Raw genomic sequence first — 15,731 nt, 5'->3', positions numbered from 1 at the left:
GCTTCGCGGGCACCTCAGAAAGAAGCTGGGAGATCGCAGCCGCCTGCCGGCGGCGGGATCAGGCGATCTTGCGCCTGGAGTTCGGCAGGTCGGCGATCCGCAGGAGGGCACTCGGTGCGGGCGGCGCCGTCAGGGCGTTGAGCAGGTAGGGCCTGCGCAGGCCCAGGGCGTTGTGCAAGGCGAGGTCGATGTCGCGGGCGTAGAACGGCATTCGCAGGACCGCATCGACGCCGAAGTAGCGGCCGGCCTGGGCGACGGGCTCCAGCTCGGACGTCGTCAACAGTGTGATCCGGGTCGGAAGGCTGAGGGGCTGGATCTGGCAGGCCAGTTCGAGCCCGTCGATGCCACCGAGCTTCACGTCGATGAAGGCGAAGTCGTAGGCGGCAAACTTCAGCTGCCTGAGGGCGTGGCGTCCGTCATCCGTCTCGTCGAGGTCGATGGCGAAGCCGCTGCGCGCCACGACACGGCTGATGGCCGAGCGCCCCGCCGGGGTCGAGCAGGCGAGCAGAGCCCGGGTCGGGGCGCGGCGCCGGGCATCGGCGTGGAGCAGCTGCTCGATATGGCCTGGATCGAGGGGGGTCTTCAGGACCTCGTAGGCCCCGAGGCTGGTGGCGATCTCCTGCCAGTGCGGCAGGACGCGGGTGGCGACCAGAACCAGACAGGGCGGCTCCGCACCCGCGCGACGCGCCACGGCGACGGCTTCGGGCCCGCTCAGGTCGTCAAGCTGAAGCCCGACGAAGGCCAGAGTCGGGCGGTGACGCAGCAGGATGTCGCAGAGCGCCTGACCGGAGGTCGCCTCGTCGATCACGGCGCGTGGATCGAAGCGCAGGACGATCTCTCGCAGGGAGAGGCGCCGGCCCGGATCGCAATCCGCGATCACGACACGTGCCGGCGCCCCTCCGTCCTCAAGCTCCATGACGCCCGCCCAAGCCGATCCGAATGTTCATGCTCATAGTGGCTGAAGATCGTGACGAAGCTCTTAAAAAGTGCGGTTGTGCAATGAGCCGATCGAATGACGCGTCTATAGATGATGTTGAACAGCCCCGAAGTCGAAACTTCCAGCACTCTTGATCAGCGACCCGCCCGGGGATGGGCCGCCGCGTAGGCGCTCATGAGACGGGCGGCATCGACCTGGGTGTAGAGCTGAGTGGTGGACAGGGAGGCGTGGCCGAGGAGTTCCTGGATCGCGCGCAATTCTCCCTGGCGGGCCAGCAGATGGGTGGCGAAGGAGTGCCGCAGGGCGTGCGGCGTGGCGCTGTCGGGCAGGCCGAGGGCTCCCCGCGCGCGGGCCACCGTATACTGGATGATCCGCGGCGACAGGGCCCCCCCGCGCGCGCCGACGAAGAGCGGCCCCTCCGGCGGCAGCGGCAGCGGGCAGGCGGCGACGTAGTCGGCCACGGCCTGCGCCACCACGGGCAGGATCGGCACCATGCGCTGCTTGCCGCCCTTGCCGAGCACGGTGACCTGGTCGACCCCGGGCAGGGGCGCGTCGCGGCGAGTCAGTCCGAGGGCCTCGGAGATGCGCAGGCCTGCGCCGTAGAGCAGCGCCAGCACGGCGGCATCCCGGGCGAGAACCCAGGGCGCGCGTTCCTCGCCGGCGCGAATCGCCGTGTCGGTCAATGCCACGGCGGCGCTGACGGGCAGGGGTCGCGGAAGCCGCCGCGGAACCTTGGGCGAGCGCACGCCGCCCAGGGCCGAGACGGTGCCGAAGCCCTCGCGTTCGAGGAAGCGTGCGAAGGAGCGCAGGCCCGCGAGCATGCGCATCAGCGAGCGTCCGGAGACCTCCTCGGCCCGGCGCGCCGCCATGAAGGCGCGGATGTCCCGCACCTTCAAGCCGACGAGCATCGGGATGGTCGGCGTGCTCTGCCGCGACGCGAGGTGGTGGAGAAACTGACGGAGGTCACGCCCGTAGGCCTCGACGGTGTTGGGCGACATTCGCCGCTCGCGGGCCAGCCCCTCGATCCAGGCCTGGACGGCCGCGCGGAGGCGGGCATCGCCCGGAAACAGCAGCCGATCGCCTTCGGTTTCGTGCGCGCTCATGGAGCCACTCGACCGGATCATCCTTGCTGGGAGCTTAAGACCCTGCCTTGGTGAAACCGGGCGTTCACGATACGTACGGCAGCCTCGGGCCGTTCACCGAGCCGTGGAGCCGCATGACAACCCCCATCCGCATCCTCGGCATCGATCCCGGCCTGCGCCGCACCGGCTGGGGCCTGATCACCGCGCAGGGCACGAAGCTCACCTACGGCGATTGCGGCGTCGTGACCTCGGACGGCGACCTGCCGCTGGCCCTGCGCCTGCGCGAGCTGTTCGAGGGGATCAGCCGCATCGTCGAGACCGTGCGGCCCGACGAGGTCGCCGTGGAGGAGACCTTCGTCAACAAGGACGCGCAGGCGACGCTCAAGCTGGGTCACGCCCGGGCGATGGCGCTGGTGGTGCCGGCCCTCGCCGGCCTGCCCGTGTTCGAATACGCCGCGAACCTGATCAAGAAGACCGTGGCGGGCTCCGGTCACGCCGAGAAGGTACAGATCCAGGCGATGGTGCGCTTCCTCCTGCCGAAGGCCGAGTTCCGCGTGGCGGACGCCGCCGACGCGCTGGCCATCGCGATCACCCATGCCAGCCATCGGGACGCCCACGCCCTTCGGCAGGCGCATCTGCCGAAGGGCAAGCGCCGCACGCTCACAGGCCAGGCGTCCGCAGGACAGGGGCTCGAAGGGAAGGGATTCTCCGCCGCCGCAGCCGCGCGCATCGAGGCCGCATTGGCGAAACAGGGCTGACGGGATCGGGAAGGACTTGGTGGGGGAAGTAGGACTCGAACCTACGAAGCTTACGCAGCGGATTTACAGTCCGCCCCCTTTGCCGCTCGGGACATTCCCCCAAGGCAGGTTTCTCACCCGCGGCGCCCTTATGGTGAGGGGGCGGCCGGGTGTCAACGCTTATGGTGAGCTGATCCGCGTTGGCGCGTGCGGCAACCGTGGAGAGCGGTGCGGTTTCGATTGATCGCACCGCGCGAGCGCCTCCCTGTCCGCCCCTCGGGGAGGGGGACGAAAACGCGAACGTTCCGCGACTCCAGGGATTCACAAAGGAATCCGGATCGGCCACGGTGCGCGGATGTCATCCTGCTTCGCCAGTCCTTGACCCGCCCCGCCCCGTCTCTGCGGTCCCACCAGCGCACGCTGATGGCCCTGGTCGCGGCCATGGCGCGCGGCGAGGCGGCCCATGTCCGGAAGATCCTGGCCGCGGTGACGCCGGGCGGCGGCAAGTCGCTGCTGCCGGTGATCGCCGCGCACGGGCTGATCGCCGCCGGGCTCGTCGAGCGCGTGGTCTGGGTGGTGCCGCGGGATTCCCTGCGATTGCAGGCGGAGGAGGCTTTCGCCGACCCACTCTGGCGCGCCGCGTTCGGGCACGCCCTCAGCGTGCGGGCGGCGGACAACGAGCGCGACCCGGCGCGGGGTCTGGCCGGCTACGTCACCACCTATCAGGCGGTCGCCGCCGCCCCGGCGCTCCACCTCGCGGAAGCCCGGGCGCACCGGACCCTGCTGGTCGTCGATGAGGTCCATCACCTGCCGGTGCCCGGACGGCCCGGCGCCGACGAGAACGCCGCCGAGGACGCGGAAGCGGGGGCGTGGTCCCGCGCGATGCTGCCCGTCATGGAGGCAGCGACCGTTCGCCTCTACCTGTCCGGGACGCTGGAGCGCGCGGACGGGCGACGCATCCTCGGCCTGCCCTATCAGCCCGCCGCGCCCGGCCGCGGGCCGGATCTCGACCTCGACGCGCCCGGCCTCGCGGTGATCGGCTATTCGCGGGCCCAGGCGCTGGCGGAGCGGGCGGTGCTGCCGGTGACCTTCGGCGCCATCGACGGCGAGGCCAGCTGGCTGGAGGGCGGCCGGATCGCCGGCGACAGTCCGCGGGTCGGCCCGCACCGGCTGGGTGCGGGCTCGGTCCGGATCACCACCCGGCCGGCCCTGTTCACCGCCCTGCGGACCGGCTTCGCCCGCGACCTGCTGAGCGAGGCCTTCTTCGCCACGAAGCGCCTGCGTGCCCGGCGCCGGGCCGAGCGGGATCTCCCGCCCGGCGAGCCGGCCCGGGGGCTCGGCAAGCTCCTCGTGGTGGCGCCCGATCAGGCGAGCGCGCGGGCCTACCTCGCCACCCTGCGGGACTGGATGCCGGCCGGGCAGGGCGAGCGCGACGTCCGGCTCGCGACCTCCGGCCAGGGCGACGCCCACGCGGCGCTCGCCGCGTTCCGGCTCACGCCGGAACCGGCCGTGCTGGTGACGGTGGCCATGGCGTATGAGGGCCTCGACGCCCCCGAGGTCGCGGTGGTCGCAGCGCTGACCCATATCCGCTCGCGGCCCTGGCTGGAGCAAATGCTCGCCCGGGCCACCCGGGTCGATCCGCATGCGGGCCCCTACGACGGGCAGCAGGCCCTGATCTTCCACCCCGACGACCCGCTCTTCGCCCGGTTCCGCCTGGAACTGGAGACCGAGCAGGGCAGCAGCGTGCGGCCGCCCCGCGAGCGGCCGGCGAGCGCCATCGTGCCCGAGCGGACCCGCTGGCGCGACGACGAGCCGGCCGGGATCACGCCCCTGGAGAGCAACGCGATCGGGCTGCGCTACGCCCTGCTGCGCCCCCGCCTGCCCGAGCCTGTCCCCACGACACCCGCGCCCGAACCGCCGTCCATCACCGAGCGGACCCTGCGCCAGCGGCTCGCCGCCGCGGTGGCGGCCCAGGCGGTCGAGGACGAGACGTCCCTGCGGGTGCCCCGCGGCGGCAACCTCGCCCACCGGTACAACGCCGTGCTCAAGCGCGTCCTCGGCAAGGGGCGTGCGACCATGACCCTGCCCGAGCTGGAGGCGGCCTTGTCCTGGCTTGAACGCAACCGCCTCGCCGACCATCTCGACTGCCTCGACGGCGATGCCCGCTACGCGTGGTCCGCCCGCCAGCGCCGCGGCCGCTGGCTGCCGGAGCGCGCCGCCGGCCGCTGAACCGGCACGGGAGGGAGAGAGCCGTGACCGAGAGCCTGCCCGCCGCCTTCACCGCGACACTCTCGGCGCCCGAGCCGCCGCCCGGCTGGCCCGCACCGCTCGCCGCGCTCTGGTGGCTCGCCCACGATCCGTCCGGACCCGCCTCCGACGCCTGGGACCGGGCCCACCGCCTCGTTCAGGACGCCGCCGGGCCCGATGCCGCCTGGGTGCACGCCCATCTCCACCGGATCGAGGGCGATGACGGCAATGCGCGCTACTGGTACGGCCGCGCCGGCCAACCGGGCCCGCATGGCACGCTCGCGCAGGAGCGGGCCGCGCTCGTCGGCGCCCTCTTTAAGCCGATCTGATCGCCCGGCCCCCGCCGAGTCTCGGAACGCCCGGCCTCACAGCCAGTTGAATGGCCGCCCGGTGCGGAGATCGGGCCTCGATCATCGGAGCGGATCCATGAGCCTTCTCGGCAGCATCGTCAGCAAAATCCTCCATCCGTTCGGCGGGGGTAGCGCGGACGCGGCCCCCGCCCCCTCCGGCGGCACGACCGGCACGAGCGCCCCGTCCACCCCGTCGGCCCCCGGCACCGCCGGCGGCGAACCCGTGGACGTCGCGGCGGTCCTCACCGGCCTCGCCGAGAAGAACCCGCAGAAGCTCGACTGGCGCCACTCGATCGTCGACCTGATGAAGCTGCTGGGCCTCGATTCCGGTCTCGCCTCGCGCAAGCAGCTCGCCGACGAGCTGCACTACACCGGCGACAAGGACGATTCGGCCAGCATGAACATCTGGCTGCACAAGCAGGTCATGCAGAAGCTCGCCGAGAACGGCGGCAAGGTCCCGGACGATCTGAAGCACTAGATCGCCCGTTTCATCTTACCTGAGCATCGCCGCGGGCGGCCTGTGACGGCCGCCCGCGGCACTGTCCCGGACGATGCGGGCGGGAGAAGCGAGGCTGCCGAACGCCTGCGCTTGTCCCCGGCAGCGGGCCTTGCAGGGGCCCTGTCCTTTCCGATCACATGGACCGCGTCACACAGCGCCGAATCACGGGGCGCCGGGGAGCGATCGGTCATGTCCATACCGATGGGGCATCACAGGGACCCGTTCCGAGGGCTGCACCTTGCGCCCATCGCCGCCGCCGTCGCCCGCGGCGATCTCGCCGGCATCGCCGCGCTGGCCCCGGGCGTGAACCTGTCCGACCGCGGCGACCAGAACATGACCCTCCTCGAATGGGCAATCTGGAACGGGCAGCCGCGCGCAGTGTCCGCGCTTCTCGAGGCCGGCGCCGACCCGTCCGAACCGGGCCTCGACCAAGAGACCGTCATGCACATGGCGGCGATGGTCGAGGATCCGCACTATCTGGAGATCCTGCTGCGGCACGGCGCGTCGGTCGATCCCGTGAGCGTGCCCCGTCACTGGACGCCCCTGTTCCGTGCAGTCCAGAATCGCCGGGAGGCACAGATTGCGTCGCTGCTGCAGGCCGGCGCGGATCCGAACCGGGTCGATGACACCGGCAATTCCCTGCTCCATCTGGCAGCGCAGGTCGGTGCGGCCAATCCGTGGGTGCTGAGGCTGCTTCAGGCCGGCCTCGACCCGACGCTGCGCAATGCACAGCAGAAGACATTCCAGCCGTATTTCTTCACGACGCCCGATCATCTGCTGAACGATGCCGCGCGGCAGACCCGCTCCGCCGTCCGCACCTGGCTGATCAATCACGACATCCCGCTGGACGAGGCGTGCTGACGGGGCATCCACAGGGTCCGACGCGTCAGCGCGGCCAAGGCATGCCCGGGCCGGCCACGCGCGATCCGTCCGATCCGCCGCGAAGCCCCCGCGGGACATCGCATCGGCGGGGGGCCGAGAGGCACACGCCCCCCCGGCTCTCGCCCGTCAGCGCCCGGTGCGGACCCGGGTCCAGAGCCGGGTGACGAAGCGCTGGGTACGGTCGTCCCAGGCGGTGTTGATCGACAGGCGCTGCATCGTCGCCTCGTCCGGGTAGATGCCGGTATTGTTCAGGATCTCGGGCTTCACGAATTTCTTCGCCGCGAGGTTGCCGCTGGCATAGGACACGAAGTTGGTGTTGGCCGCCGCCACATCGGGCCGCATCATGTAGTCGATGAAGGCCAGGGCCTCGGCCGGGTGGGCGGCATCCTTCGGGATCGCGAAGGTGTCGAACCACATCAGCGCGCCCTCTTTCGGCACCACGTAGGCGATGTCGATCCCGTTCTTGGCCTCCTCGGCCCGGCGCTTGGCCTGCATGATGTCGCCGGAATAGCCCACCGCCAGGCAGATATCGCCGTTGGCCAGCGCCTGGATGTATTCCGACGAGTGGAACTTCCGCACGGCGCCGCGCACCTTGTAGAGGGCGTCGGTCACCAGGGTCAGGTCGTCCCAGCGCTTCGAATCCGCCTTGGCGCCGAAGACCGGGAGCAGGCTGGGGATCAGATCCTCGGGGCTGTCGAGCATCATGATCCCGCACTCCTTCAGCTTGTTCGCCGAAGCGGGATTGAGGACGACGCCCCAAGAGTTCAGCGGCGCATTGGGACCCAGCCGCTCGCGGACGGCGGCGACGTTGTAGCCGATGCCGGTCGTGCCCCACATGTAGTCGACGGCATAGGTGTTGCCGGGGTCGTAGGCCGCCAGCCGGCTGGTGACCTCCGGCCAGAGATTGCCGAGGTTCTTGAGCTTGGACTTGTCCAGCGGCAGGAAGGCGCCGGCCCGGATCAGCCGCTGCAGGTAGGGCCCCGACGGCACGACGATGTCGTAGCCGGACCGGCCGGCGAGCAGCTTGGTCTCCAGGATCTCGTTGTTGTCGTAGGTGTCGTAGACGACCTTGATGCCGGTCTCGCGGGTGAAGGCCTCGAGCACCTTCGGGTCGATGTAATCCGACCAATTGTAGATGTTGACGACCCGCTCCTCGGCGGCCGGGGCGGGCGGCACGAGGGGCAGGGCCGCCAGGACGCCTCCCAGCAGGGCGGCCGCGGCGGCCGCCAGCACCGAGCGACGGCGGCCGCTCATCGGCTCTTCGCGGCCACGATCACGATCTCCACGAGGTACTCGGGCGCCGCGAGCTTGGCCTCGACGGTGGCGCGCGCCGGCGGGTTCTCCGGGGAGACCCAGGCATCCCACGCGGCGTTCATCTCCGCGAAGGTCGCGATGTCGGCGAGGTAGATCGTGGCCGCGAGGATGCGCGCCTTGTCGCTGCCGGCGGCGGCCAGGAGACGGTCGATCTCCGACAGGATCTGCTGGGTCTGGATCGTCACCCCGGTGCCGACCGTGTCGGACGCGACCTGACCGGCGAGATAGACCATGTCGCCGAAGACGACGGCCTGCGACATCCGCTTGCCCGGCTCGATCCGCTGAATGTCCATACCCGCCTCCACAACCTTGAGAACCGGCGTATCTGCCGTCGCACCCACCCGGCCGTAAAGGGCCACACACGCACGCACCGCTGGAACACGCGGAAAATCGTCACCGCGGGGCAGGGTGCGGGCAACCGTCGCGGGTCTCGAAGCGTTCTGCCGCCATCGACAGTCATGCTTTGGGGTTTGTCATGGGTATCCTCTGGACCATCATCATCGGTTTCCTCGCGGGCGTCATCGCCAAGTTTCTCATGCCGGGACCGAATGAGCCGGCGGGCTTCATCCTCACGACGATCCTCGGCATCGTCGGCGCCTTCGTGGCGACGTTCCTCGGCCAGGCCGTGGGCTGGTACGGGCCGAACCAGGGAGCGGGCTTCATCGGCGCCATCGTGGGCGCCGTGGTGGTTCTGTTCATCTACGGCATGATCGCCGGCCGCCGCACCACCACCTACTGATCCTTCCGGCCGACCCGGAAACGATGAGGGGCGCCCCGCGGGGCGCCCCTTTTTCTTTGTCGTCCGATCGGCCTGCGCGCTCAGAAATGCTCGGAGGCGGCCTTCACGGCGCAGTGGCCGGTCGCGCCACGCACCGCCAGGCCGACGCCGACGACGAGCGCCAGCAGGCTCAGAAGCTTGTTGGGCCGCGGCTGTGCGGCCACGGCCGCGATCCCGAGCCCGAGAGCCACCGAGACAGCGCGCTCGGTGGTGGAGATGTTCGGCTCCCCGCTGAAGATGTCGTGCATCATGTCGTTGGCCATGGACGGATCCCTGTTGTGAAGGTCGCCGGTCGAACGCGGGCGCGCCGGCTGCGTTCCCTTCGCGGTCGGACGGGGCGGCCGCGGATGCCGCCGGACCCGTCGCGCAGGGTGCCGGACGCGGTGGCGATCCTGGTCCTCGCTTACACCCCCGGTGTTCCAGCGCGGCGCCCTAGCGCTGCGCCGGCCCGTGACCCGCCGCGGCGAGGCTGCGGGTGCTCGACGACGCCGTGGACGCGCCGCCGGGCCGGAGACTCCGCGGGCCGTGCTGCGGCACCTCGCGGAGGCCGCGCATGCGTGTCCTCCGGACTGGGTGATCGCCCTCGCGGATCACCGGTCGCCGTCGATCAGGCCTCTTACACATCGAAGGCGCAGGGCCTGTATCCGCCGTTTGGCCTTCGGCTGGCGCCCTTGTCCGCGTGGATCGCGCAGACGCGCGATGTCCTGAAACCCGGAACGGCTTGGGCCGTCGCCCCACTCGCGAGATGACGAGCGACGGGCGCGGATCGCCAAGACGGGCCATGCGCAGGCGTGGCAGCGACGTCCGCTTCGGTGCGTGTACAGCCGGGACGCGAACCGTCGCGAAGCCACCCATCGCAGCCCCCATGCGGTCGAACCGGGCAGGCTCCGTGCGGGTGCGCGTCGCCGCGCCCGCGATGAGGGAGGGGGCACCGCTCCGGGCGGAGGCGGGGCGATGCGCCATGAAAAAGGGCGCGGCCCCGTAGGACCGCGCCCATCTGAACCATCCCGCGCCGGCCGAAGCCCGCACGGGGTGCGTGCGCGCGCTTACTCGCCCGCCTCGCGGCGGCGCTCGCCGCGGTGACGGCCGCCCTCGCGGGGCTCGCGGGACTCGCCGTCCCGCTCGCCGCGGCTGGAATCGCGCTCGGCCTTCACCTTCTCGGTGATGTCCTCGCCGGTCTGCTGATCGACGACCTTCATGGACAGGCGGATCTTGCCGCGGTCGTCCTGACCGAGGAACTTCACCTTGACCTTGTCGCCCTCCTTGACGACGTCCTGCACCTTGGCGACCCGCTGGGCGGCGAGTTCCGAGATGTGGACGAGGCCGTCCTTGGCGCCGAAGAAGTTCACGAAGGCACCGAACTCCATGCACTTCACGATCGTGCCGTCGTAGATCACGCCGACCTCCGGCTCCGCCACGATCGAGCGGATCCAGTTGTAGGCCGCCTTGATCGCCTTGCCGTCGGCCGAGGCGATCTTGACGATGCCGGTATCCTCGATGTTGATCTTGGCGCCGGTCTTCTCGACGATCTCGCGGATCACCTTGCCGCCGGTGCCGATCACGTCGCGGATCTTGTCGGTCGGGATCTGCATCGTCTCGATGCGCGGCGCGTACTCGCCGAGCTCCGGACGGGCAGCGGTCAGGGCCTTGGCCATCTCGGCCAGGATGTGGGCGCGCCCGTCCTTCGCCTGATCGAGGGCGACCCGCATGATCTCCTCGGTGATGCCGGCGATCTTGATGTCCATCTGGAGCGAGGTCACGCCCTCGTCCGTGCCGGCCACCTTGAAGTCCATGTCGCCGAGGTGATCCTCGTCGCCGAGGATGTCGGACAGGACCGCGAAGCGCTCACCCTCGAGGATGAGGCCCATGGCGATGCCGGCCACGGGACGGCGCAGGGGCACGCCCGCATCCATCAGCGACAGCGAGCCGCCGCAGACCGAGGCCATCGAGGACGAGCCGTTCGACTCGGTGATCTCCGACACGACGCGGATCGTGTAGGGGAACTCGTGGGCCGGCGGCAGGACCGGGCGGATCGCCCGCCACGCCAGCTTGCCGTGGCCGATCTCGCGACGGCCGGGGGAACCCATCCGGCCGGTCTCGCCGACGGAATAGGGAGGGAAGTTGTAGTGAAGCAGGAAGCGCTCCTTGTAGGTGCCTTCCAGCGAGTCGATGAACTGCTCGTCCTCACCGGTGCCGAGCGTGGCGACCACGAGGGCCTGGGTCTCGCCGCGGGTGAACAGCGACGAGCCGTGGGCGCGGGGCAGGACGCCGACTTCGGAGACGATCGGGCGGACCGTCTTCAGGTCACGGCCGTCTATGCGCGAGCCGGTGTCGAGCACGTTCCAGCGCACGACCTTCGACTGGGCTTCCTTGAAGGCGGCCTTGACCTTCTCGGCCGGGAACTTCTCGGCACCCTCGGGGCAGAGGGCGGCCATCACCTTCGCCTTCACGGCGTCGACGGCGGCGTAGCGCTCCTGCTTGACGGTCTTGGTGTAGGCGGCGCGCAGCTCCGTCTCGCAGATCTCCAGGACCGCCTTCTCGACGTCGGCGTTCTCGGGGGCCTTGAAGTCGCGCGGCTCCTTGGCGGCCTTCTCGGCCAGGCGGATGATCGCCTCGATCACCGGCTGGAAATGCTTGTGGCCGAACATCACGGCGCCGAGCATCACGTCCTCGGAGAGCTCCTTAGCCTCCGACTCGACCATCAGCACCGCGTCCTGCGTGCCGGCGACGACGAGATCGAGGCTGGATTCCTCCTTGGTCTCGGTGACCAGCGGGTTCAGCCGGTAGCCGCCGTTGATGTAGCCGACGCGGGCGCCGCCGATCGGGCCCATGAACGGGACGCCCGACAGGGTCAGGGCCGCGGAAGCCGCCACCATGGCGACGATGTCGGGATCGTTCTCGAGGTCGTGGGTCAGGACGGTGACGACGACCTGCGTGTCGTTGCGCCAGCCCTCGACGAAGAGCGGACGGATCGGGCGGTCGATCAGGCGGGAGACCAGGGTCTCCTTCTCGGAGGGACGGCCCTCGCGCTTGAAGTAGCCGCCGGGGATGCGGCCGGCCGCGTAGGCCCGCTCCTGGTAGTTCACGGTGAGCGGCATGAAGTCGATGCCGGGCTTGGGCTCCTTCGTGGCGACCACGGTGGCGAGCACCGAGGTCTCGCCGTAGGTGGCGACCACGGCGCCGTCGGCCTGACGGGCGACCTTGCCGGTCTCGAGGACGAGCTTGCGGTCGCCCCACATCAGCTCTTCGCGTTGAACGTCGAACATTCTTGATCTCTTCCTTGCCTGCGACGGGCCTGGCCCGGCGCCGCCCGGGGGCAAGACGGCGCGACACTTCCCGCTGAAGTGTCGTGCGATCCTGCCCCGATGCCGGCGCCTCGAAGCGGCCCGTTTGTCGGGAGGCCGGACCCATTCCGGCAGCCCGCGATGGTGAAACGCGGCCCCGGGCCGGGCCCGGAACCGCGCGAAACGCGCCTTAGCGGCGGATGCCGAGACGCTCGATGAGGGCGCGGTAGCGGGCCTCGTCCTTGCGCTTGACGTAGTCGAGCAGCGAGCGGCGCTGCGAGACCAGCTTCAGGAGGCCGCGGCGGGAATGGTTGTCCTTGCCGTGGGTCTTGAAGTGGCCGGTCAGGTTGGTGATCCGCTCGGTGAGGATCGCCACTTGGACCTCGGGGGACCCGGTGTCCTTGGCGTCCTTGCGGTGTTCCTTGATGAGCGCGGTCTTGCGCTCTGCCGTGATCGACATCGCATGCCTTTCGGGTTGTGCTGGTCGGATGCGGCGCCCCGTTCGGGCGCGCGCGGGCTCGGCGTTCGGCCGGTGCCGGGATGTCGTCCAGCACGGTCACAGCGCCAAGCGGCTCAAGCCCCGCCCGGTAACCCGGGTCGAGGCCGCGCGATCCATACACGAAATCGGCAATTATGCCAGCCCTCGGCGAAGCGGTCGCGACTGGACCGTTCTCGCGGCGACCCGCGTGCCGGCCCCGCCGGGCCGGGCCGGGTCGTGCAAAGCCGCGGCCCCCTGGCGCAGCACCCGTCCGGGAACGGGCATCGGGCTCGCGACGCCCCCGCGGCCCTGGCCCGGACAGGCGGAATGCTCGTGGAAACGGCCCCGATCCTGCGCAAGGACAGGGCGCGAAGCCGCCGCACCAAGGGGCCCCGGATTTTCCAAGGGAACGGTTAACGCGTGCATGGTAGCCGAGCCGGAGCACGAAACGCGGCCCGGCGATGAACGGCACCCTCTCGGATGCGTGCGGCGTCGTGGTGGCGACGCTGCTCGGCATCCCCCTCGTCCTCCTGCCGGGCTACGCCCTGGGCAGGCTGACCGGCATCCTCGGCTTCCGTGCGCTCGCGGCCGGCGACCGCCTGCTGTGCGGGGCGCTCCTCGGGATCGGGCTCCTGCCCGCCCTCGACAGCCTGGTGATCCAGGCAGCGGGCGTCCCGGCTGCGGCACTGGCGAATGGCGTGTTGGGACTCGCCGCGCTGCTTCCGGCCCTGCGAAGCCTGCGGACGTCCCTCAACCGGGCGGTCCTGGCGCTCGCCGCACTCTGGCTCGGCGTCGTGGCCTATGCGCTGATCGACATCGACACCGGCACCGCCCTCTATCAGCCCGTGACGGTCATCGACCTCGTCAAGCACGCGGCCCTCACACGGGCGATCGTCGCGCATGGGCTTCCGCCCGTGGATCCCTTCTTCGCCCGGCCCGATCGGGCGGGCTACTACTATGAGTTCTATACGCTCACCGCGCTGGTCGACGGGGTTGGAGGGCGCCTCGTCGACGGGCGCACCGCCTTCGCGGGGCTGGCCTTCTGGACCGGTCTCGCGCTCCTCGGCCTGCTGGACCGGCTCCTGGCCGCGACCGGCCTCCTGGGAGACGCCGCGCCCCGGCTCGTCCGCCGCGCGGTGCTGTTGTTGCTGCCGGCGGGCGGCCTCGACATCCTGCTGGTCCTCGCCGATCGGGCCGCGTCCGGGACCTGGCTACCGGTTCCGGAATGGGTGAACGAGCAGGTCCTCAACTGGCCCGCCTCCCTGGTCTGGGTGCCGCACCACGTGGCCGGCGCCCTGGCCGGATGGCTCGGCCTCCTGGCCCTGGCCGAGGTGGCCGACCGCACGCAGCCGAGCCGGCATACGGAAGCCGTGGCGATCGGTGTCGCGGGCCTGGCCTTCGCGGCCTGCGCGGGCCTGTCGGTCTGGGTCTGTCTCGGCACGGCGACCGCCGCGGGGATCTGGCTGGTGCTGCTGGGCCTGGAGCGCCGCTGGCGCGCCGCGGCCCGGTTGGCGGTCGCCGGCCTGCTCAGCGCCGCGCTGGCCGCGCCCTGCCTGCTGAGCATCCTGGCGAACCGGACCGATGGTGGCTCGCCGATCCGATTCGCGATCCGGCGATTCGGGCCCCTCGACGGACTCGTCGACGAGCCCGCCCTGAGCGCGCTCCGGATCGTCCTGCTGCCGCTGAACTACTACGTGGCGCTGGGCGTCTTCGCCGCCGGGACGCTGCTGTTCTGGCGGCTCGTCCCGCGCCGTGAAGCGCATGCCTGGGAGGCGGGGCGGTTGCTCACCCTCTGCGCAGCGGCCAGCCTGCTCCTCGGCGGCTTCCTCCGCTCGGCGATCCTCAACAACGACCTCGGCGCCCGCGTGGTCCTGCTGGCGCAGGTCGCGGCCCTCGTCTGGACCGTCGTGGCCCTGAGCCGCCTGGTCGAGGCGCGGCGGCTCCGGTTCCCCGGCCTGCTCGCCACGCTGTTGATCCTCGGATACGCGACGACCCTCTACGGCTTCGTCGGGATGCGCGCCTATTCCGCCTCCGACCGGCCCGCCTTCGCCCGCTTGGCCGGCCGTCCCGACATCGACCGGGCGCTGCGCGCGGCCTATGCCTGGGCCGGCCTGCACCTGCCCCGGGATCTGGTGCTGCAGCAATCACCGGTGCCGCGGCGGGTGTTCGATTTCGGCCTCTACGGGCTCCAGCCGACGGGAGTGGCCGACGCAGAGGCGCGGCTGTTCGGCGCCCCGCCCGAGGCCGTGGCGTCCCGGCTCGCCGATGTCGCGCCGATCTTCCGCGACCGCCTGGACGGTCGCGAGGTGCGCCGCCGGGCCGAAACGGCCGGGATCGGCGCCCTGGTCGTCACCGCGCAGGATGCCCCCTGGAGCAGCCCGGATTCCTGGGTCTGGCGGCACCGTGCGGTCTATGCCGATCCGCTCGTCCGGATCCTGCGGGTCGAGGATCTTCATGACTGACGCCGGCTCCAGGCCCCCCGCAGGCCAGCGCGCCGGACAGGTCGTGCGCTGGCTCTGCGCCCAGGCGCTGCTTCAGGCCGGCGCCGTCGCCCTCGGCCTCGGCTGCTTCGTGCTGCTGTTCCAGACGGATCTCTGGTCCGGCGTGACCATCCTGTTCTACCGCGGCCTGATCCTGCTGGGCGTCGCCTTCCTGCTGACCCTGGCGGCGACGGCGGCGCTGGCCAGCCTCGGCTGGGCCTGGGGGCTGCGCCGCCGGGACGCCCTCGGCGCCTGCGTCCTGTCGCTGGCCCTCAACCTGAGCGCCTTCGTGATCCTGCCGGTGACGGTCGACCGCTCGATCAGCGTGTTCTTGCTCGGCCAGATGGCGGCCCATCCCGAGGAGCGCTTCACCCCGGAGCGGGCGCGGATGGTGTTCGAGACGGTCTATCTCGGCGCCTTCCGGCAGATGGAGCGGCGCCTGTCCGAGCAGCAGGCCTCGGGCAACGTCGCGCAGACGGCCGACGGCTACGTCATCACCCCCCAGGGCCGCGCCTTCATCCGCTTCTGCGGCCTCGTGGCCCGGGCATTCCGGACCGACACCCGGATGATCGATGCCGCCGCGTCCGCCCCGTCTGCCGCCCGCGATCCGGGAGCGCCCGACGGGTCCGCGGGCGTGGTGCCGCGATAGGCTGGTCCGCCAAC

Annotated in this window: 15 protein-coding genes and 1 tRNA gene; 8 read left to right on the top strand and 8 right to left on the bottom strand. The window is 71.0% G+C overall.

Annotated elements, in window-relative coordinates; translation table 11 throughout:
* Positions 1-58: 58 nt before the first annotated feature.
* Together GGQ91_RS09590 and GGQ91_RS09585 are read right to left on the bottom strand one after the other, a co-directional pair.
* Complete coding sequence (locus GGQ91_RS09590) at positions 59-916, bottom strand: response regulator (protein ID WP_043354938.1); 858 nt, start codon at positions 914-916, stop codon at positions 59-61.
* Positions 917-1,071: 155 nt separating this feature from the next.
* Positions 1,072-2,040 carry a tyrosine recombinase XerC gene (locus GGQ91_RS09585; protein WP_078947303.1) on the bottom strand — a complete coding sequence of 323 codons (969 nt, stop codon included), beginning with the start codon at positions 2,038-2,040 and terminating at the stop codon, positions 1,072-1,074.
* A 113-nt stretch (positions 2,041-2,153) separates the two neighbouring features.
* On the opposite strand from GGQ91_RS09585, the gene ruvC reads away from it, so the two are divergent.
* Positions 2,154-2,777, top strand: coding sequence for a crossover junction endodeoxyribonuclease RuvC (ruvC, locus tag GGQ91_RS09580; RefSeq protein WP_043354934.1), 624 nt, complete (start codon positions 2,154-2,156; stop codon positions 2,775-2,777).
* Positions 2,778-2,794: 17 nt separating this feature from the next.
* Here the strand turns inward: ruvC and GGQ91_RS09575 are convergent.
* A tRNA-Tyr gene (locus tag GGQ91_RS09575) sits at positions 2,795-2,878 on the bottom strand.
* A 256-nt stretch (positions 2,879-3,134) separates the two neighbouring features.
* Between GGQ91_RS09575 and GGQ91_RS09570 the strand changes: the two genes are divergently transcribed.
* From GGQ91_RS09570 to GGQ91_RS09555, 4 genes are all read left to right on the top strand, one after another.
* On the top strand, positions 3,135-4,985 hold the full coding sequence (locus GGQ91_RS09570; protein ID WP_182591872.1) for a DEAD/DEAH box helicase: 1,851 nt from the start codon (positions 3,135-3,137) through the stop codon (positions 4,983-4,985).
* 23 nt (positions 4,986-5,008) lie between these two features.
* Positions 5,009-5,332, top strand: a complete 324-nt coding sequence (locus tag GGQ91_RS09565; protein WP_182591871.1) for a hypothetical protein — start codon at positions 5,009-5,011, stop codon at positions 5,330-5,332.
* Between the two features lie 97 nt (positions 5,333-5,429).
* Positions 5,430-5,831: a DUF3597 domain-containing protein gene (locus GGQ91_RS09560; protein WP_043388871.1), complete on the top strand. Its 402-nt coding sequence runs from the start codon at positions 5,430-5,432 to the stop codon at positions 5,829-5,831.
* A 42-nt stretch (positions 5,832-5,873) separates the two neighbouring features.
* Positions 5,874-6,713 carry an ankyrin repeat domain-containing protein gene (locus GGQ91_RS09555; protein ID WP_343066776.1) on the top strand — a complete coding sequence of 280 codons (840 nt, stop codon included), beginning with the start codon at positions 5,874-5,876 and terminating at the stop codon, positions 6,711-6,713.
* 147 nt (positions 6,714-6,860) lie between these two features.
* Here the strand turns inward: GGQ91_RS09555 and GGQ91_RS09550 are convergent, their stop codons facing one another.
* Both GGQ91_RS09550 and GGQ91_RS09545 read right to left on the bottom strand, forming a co-directional pair.
* Positions 6,861-7,988, bottom strand: coding sequence for a polyamine ABC transporter substrate-binding protein (locus tag GGQ91_RS09550; RefSeq protein ID WP_075379771.1), 1,128 nt, complete (start codon positions 7,986-7,988; stop codon positions 6,861-6,863).
* The gene (locus GGQ91_RS09545; protein ID WP_043354990.1) at positions 7,985-8,341 is read right to left on the bottom strand and encodes a RidA family protein; all 357 of its coding nucleotides are present in this window, start codon (positions 8,339-8,341) and stop codon (positions 7,985-7,987) included. Before GGQ91_RS09545 ends, GGQ91_RS09550 begins: the two co-directional genes overlap by 4 nt.
* A 182-nt stretch (positions 8,342-8,523) precedes the next feature.
* Between GGQ91_RS09545 and GGQ91_RS09540 the strand changes: the two genes are divergently transcribed.
* Entirely contained in the window at positions 8,524-8,787 is a 264-nt protein-coding gene (locus GGQ91_RS09540) for a GlsB/YeaQ/YmgE family stress response membrane protein (protein ID WP_043354988.1), read from the top strand.
* A gap of 80 nt (positions 8,788-8,867) precedes the next feature.
* Here GGQ91_RS09540 and GGQ91_RS09535 read toward each other — a convergent pair whose 3' ends face one another.
* From GGQ91_RS09535 to rpsO, 3 genes are all read right to left on the bottom strand, one after another.
* Entirely contained in the window at positions 8,868-9,089 is a 222-nt protein-coding gene (locus GGQ91_RS09535) for a YgaP family membrane protein (protein ID WP_043354986.1), read from the bottom strand.
* A 783-nt stretch (positions 9,090-9,872) separates the two neighbouring features.
* Entirely contained in the window at positions 9,873-12,092 is a 2,220-nt protein-coding gene (pnp, locus tag GGQ91_RS09530) for a polyribonucleotide nucleotidyltransferase (protein WP_043388877.1), read from the bottom strand.
* A gap of 208 nt (positions 12,093-12,300) precedes the next feature.
* Entirely contained in the window at positions 12,301-12,570 is a 270-nt protein-coding gene (gene rpsO, locus GGQ91_RS09525) for a 30S ribosomal protein S15 (protein ID WP_012317943.1), read from the bottom strand.
* 479 nt (positions 12,571-13,049) lie between these two features.
* On the opposite strand from rpsO, the gene GGQ91_RS09520 reads away from it, so the two are divergent.
* Positions 13,050-15,050: a hypothetical protein gene (locus GGQ91_RS09520; protein ID WP_182591870.1), complete on the top strand. Its 2,001-nt coding sequence runs from the start codon at positions 13,050-13,052 to the stop codon at positions 15,048-15,050.
* Positions 15,043-15,717: a hypothetical protein gene (locus GGQ91_RS09515; RefSeq protein WP_182591869.1), complete on the top strand. Its 675-nt coding sequence runs from the start codon at positions 15,043-15,045 to the stop codon at positions 15,715-15,717. Before GGQ91_RS09520 ends, GGQ91_RS09515 begins: the two co-directional genes overlap by 8 nt.
* Positions 15,718-15,731: the final 14 nt, after the last annotated feature.

Origin of the sequence: Methylobacterium fujisawaense (assembly GCF_014138435.1) — a bacterium.
Lineage (GTDB): Bacteria > Pseudomonadota > Alphaproteobacteria > Rhizobiales > Beijerinckiaceae > Methylobacterium > Methylobacterium fujisawaense.
Note: the sequence above shows the minus strand (reverse complement) of the source record. Positions and strands in the feature narration are given on the sequence as shown.

What these genes read in the sequence shown, in the direction of transcription:
- GGQ91_RS09590 (WP_043354938.1), bottom strand. Translation starts at nt 916, where the DNA reads ATGGAGCTTGAGGACGGAGGGGCGCCGGCACGTGTCGTGATCGCGGAT.
- GGQ91_RS09585 (WP_078947303.1), bottom strand. Translation starts at nt 2,040, where the DNA reads ATGAGCGCGCACGAAACCGAAGGCGATCGGCTGCTGTTTCCGGGCGAT.
- ruvC (WP_043354934.1), top strand. Translation starts at nt 2,154, where the DNA reads ATGACAACCCCCATCCGCATCCTCGGCATCGATCCCGGCCTGCGCCGC.
- GGQ91_RS09560 (WP_043388871.1), top strand. Translation starts at nt 5,430, where the DNA reads ATGAGCCTTCTCGGCAGCATCGTCAGCAAAATCCTCCATCCGTTCGGC.
- GGQ91_RS09550 (WP_075379771.1), bottom strand. Translation starts at nt 7,988, where the DNA reads ATGAGCGGCCGCCGTCGCTCGGTGCTGGCGGCCGCCGCGGCCGCCCTG.
- GGQ91_RS09545 (WP_043354990.1), bottom strand. Translation starts at nt 8,341, where the DNA reads ATGGACATTCAGCGGATCGAGCCGGGCAAGCGGATGTCGCAGGCCGTC.
- GGQ91_RS09540 (WP_043354988.1), top strand. Translation starts at nt 8,524, where the DNA reads ATGGGTATCCTCTGGACCATCATCATCGGTTTCCTCGCGGGCGTCATC.
- GGQ91_RS09535 (WP_043354986.1), bottom strand. Translation starts at nt 9,089, where the DNA reads ATGGCCAACGACATGATGCACGACATCTTCAGCGGGGAGCCGAACATC.
- pnp (WP_043388877.1), bottom strand. Translation starts at nt 12,092, where the DNA reads ATGTTCGACGTTCAACGCGAAGAGCTGATGTGGGGCGACCGCAAGCTC.
- rpsO (WP_012317943.1), bottom strand. Translation starts at nt 12,570, where the DNA reads ATGTCGATCACGGCAGAGCGCAAGACCGCGCTCATCAAGGAACACCGC.
- GGQ91_RS09520 (WP_182591870.1), top strand. Translation starts at nt 13,050, where the DNA reads ATGAACGGCACCCTCTCGGATGCGTGCGGCGTCGTGGTGGCGACGCTG.
- GGQ91_RS09515 (WP_182591869.1), top strand. Translation starts at nt 15,043, where the DNA reads ATGACTGACGCCGGCTCCAGGCCCCCCGCAGGCCAGCGCGCCGGACAG.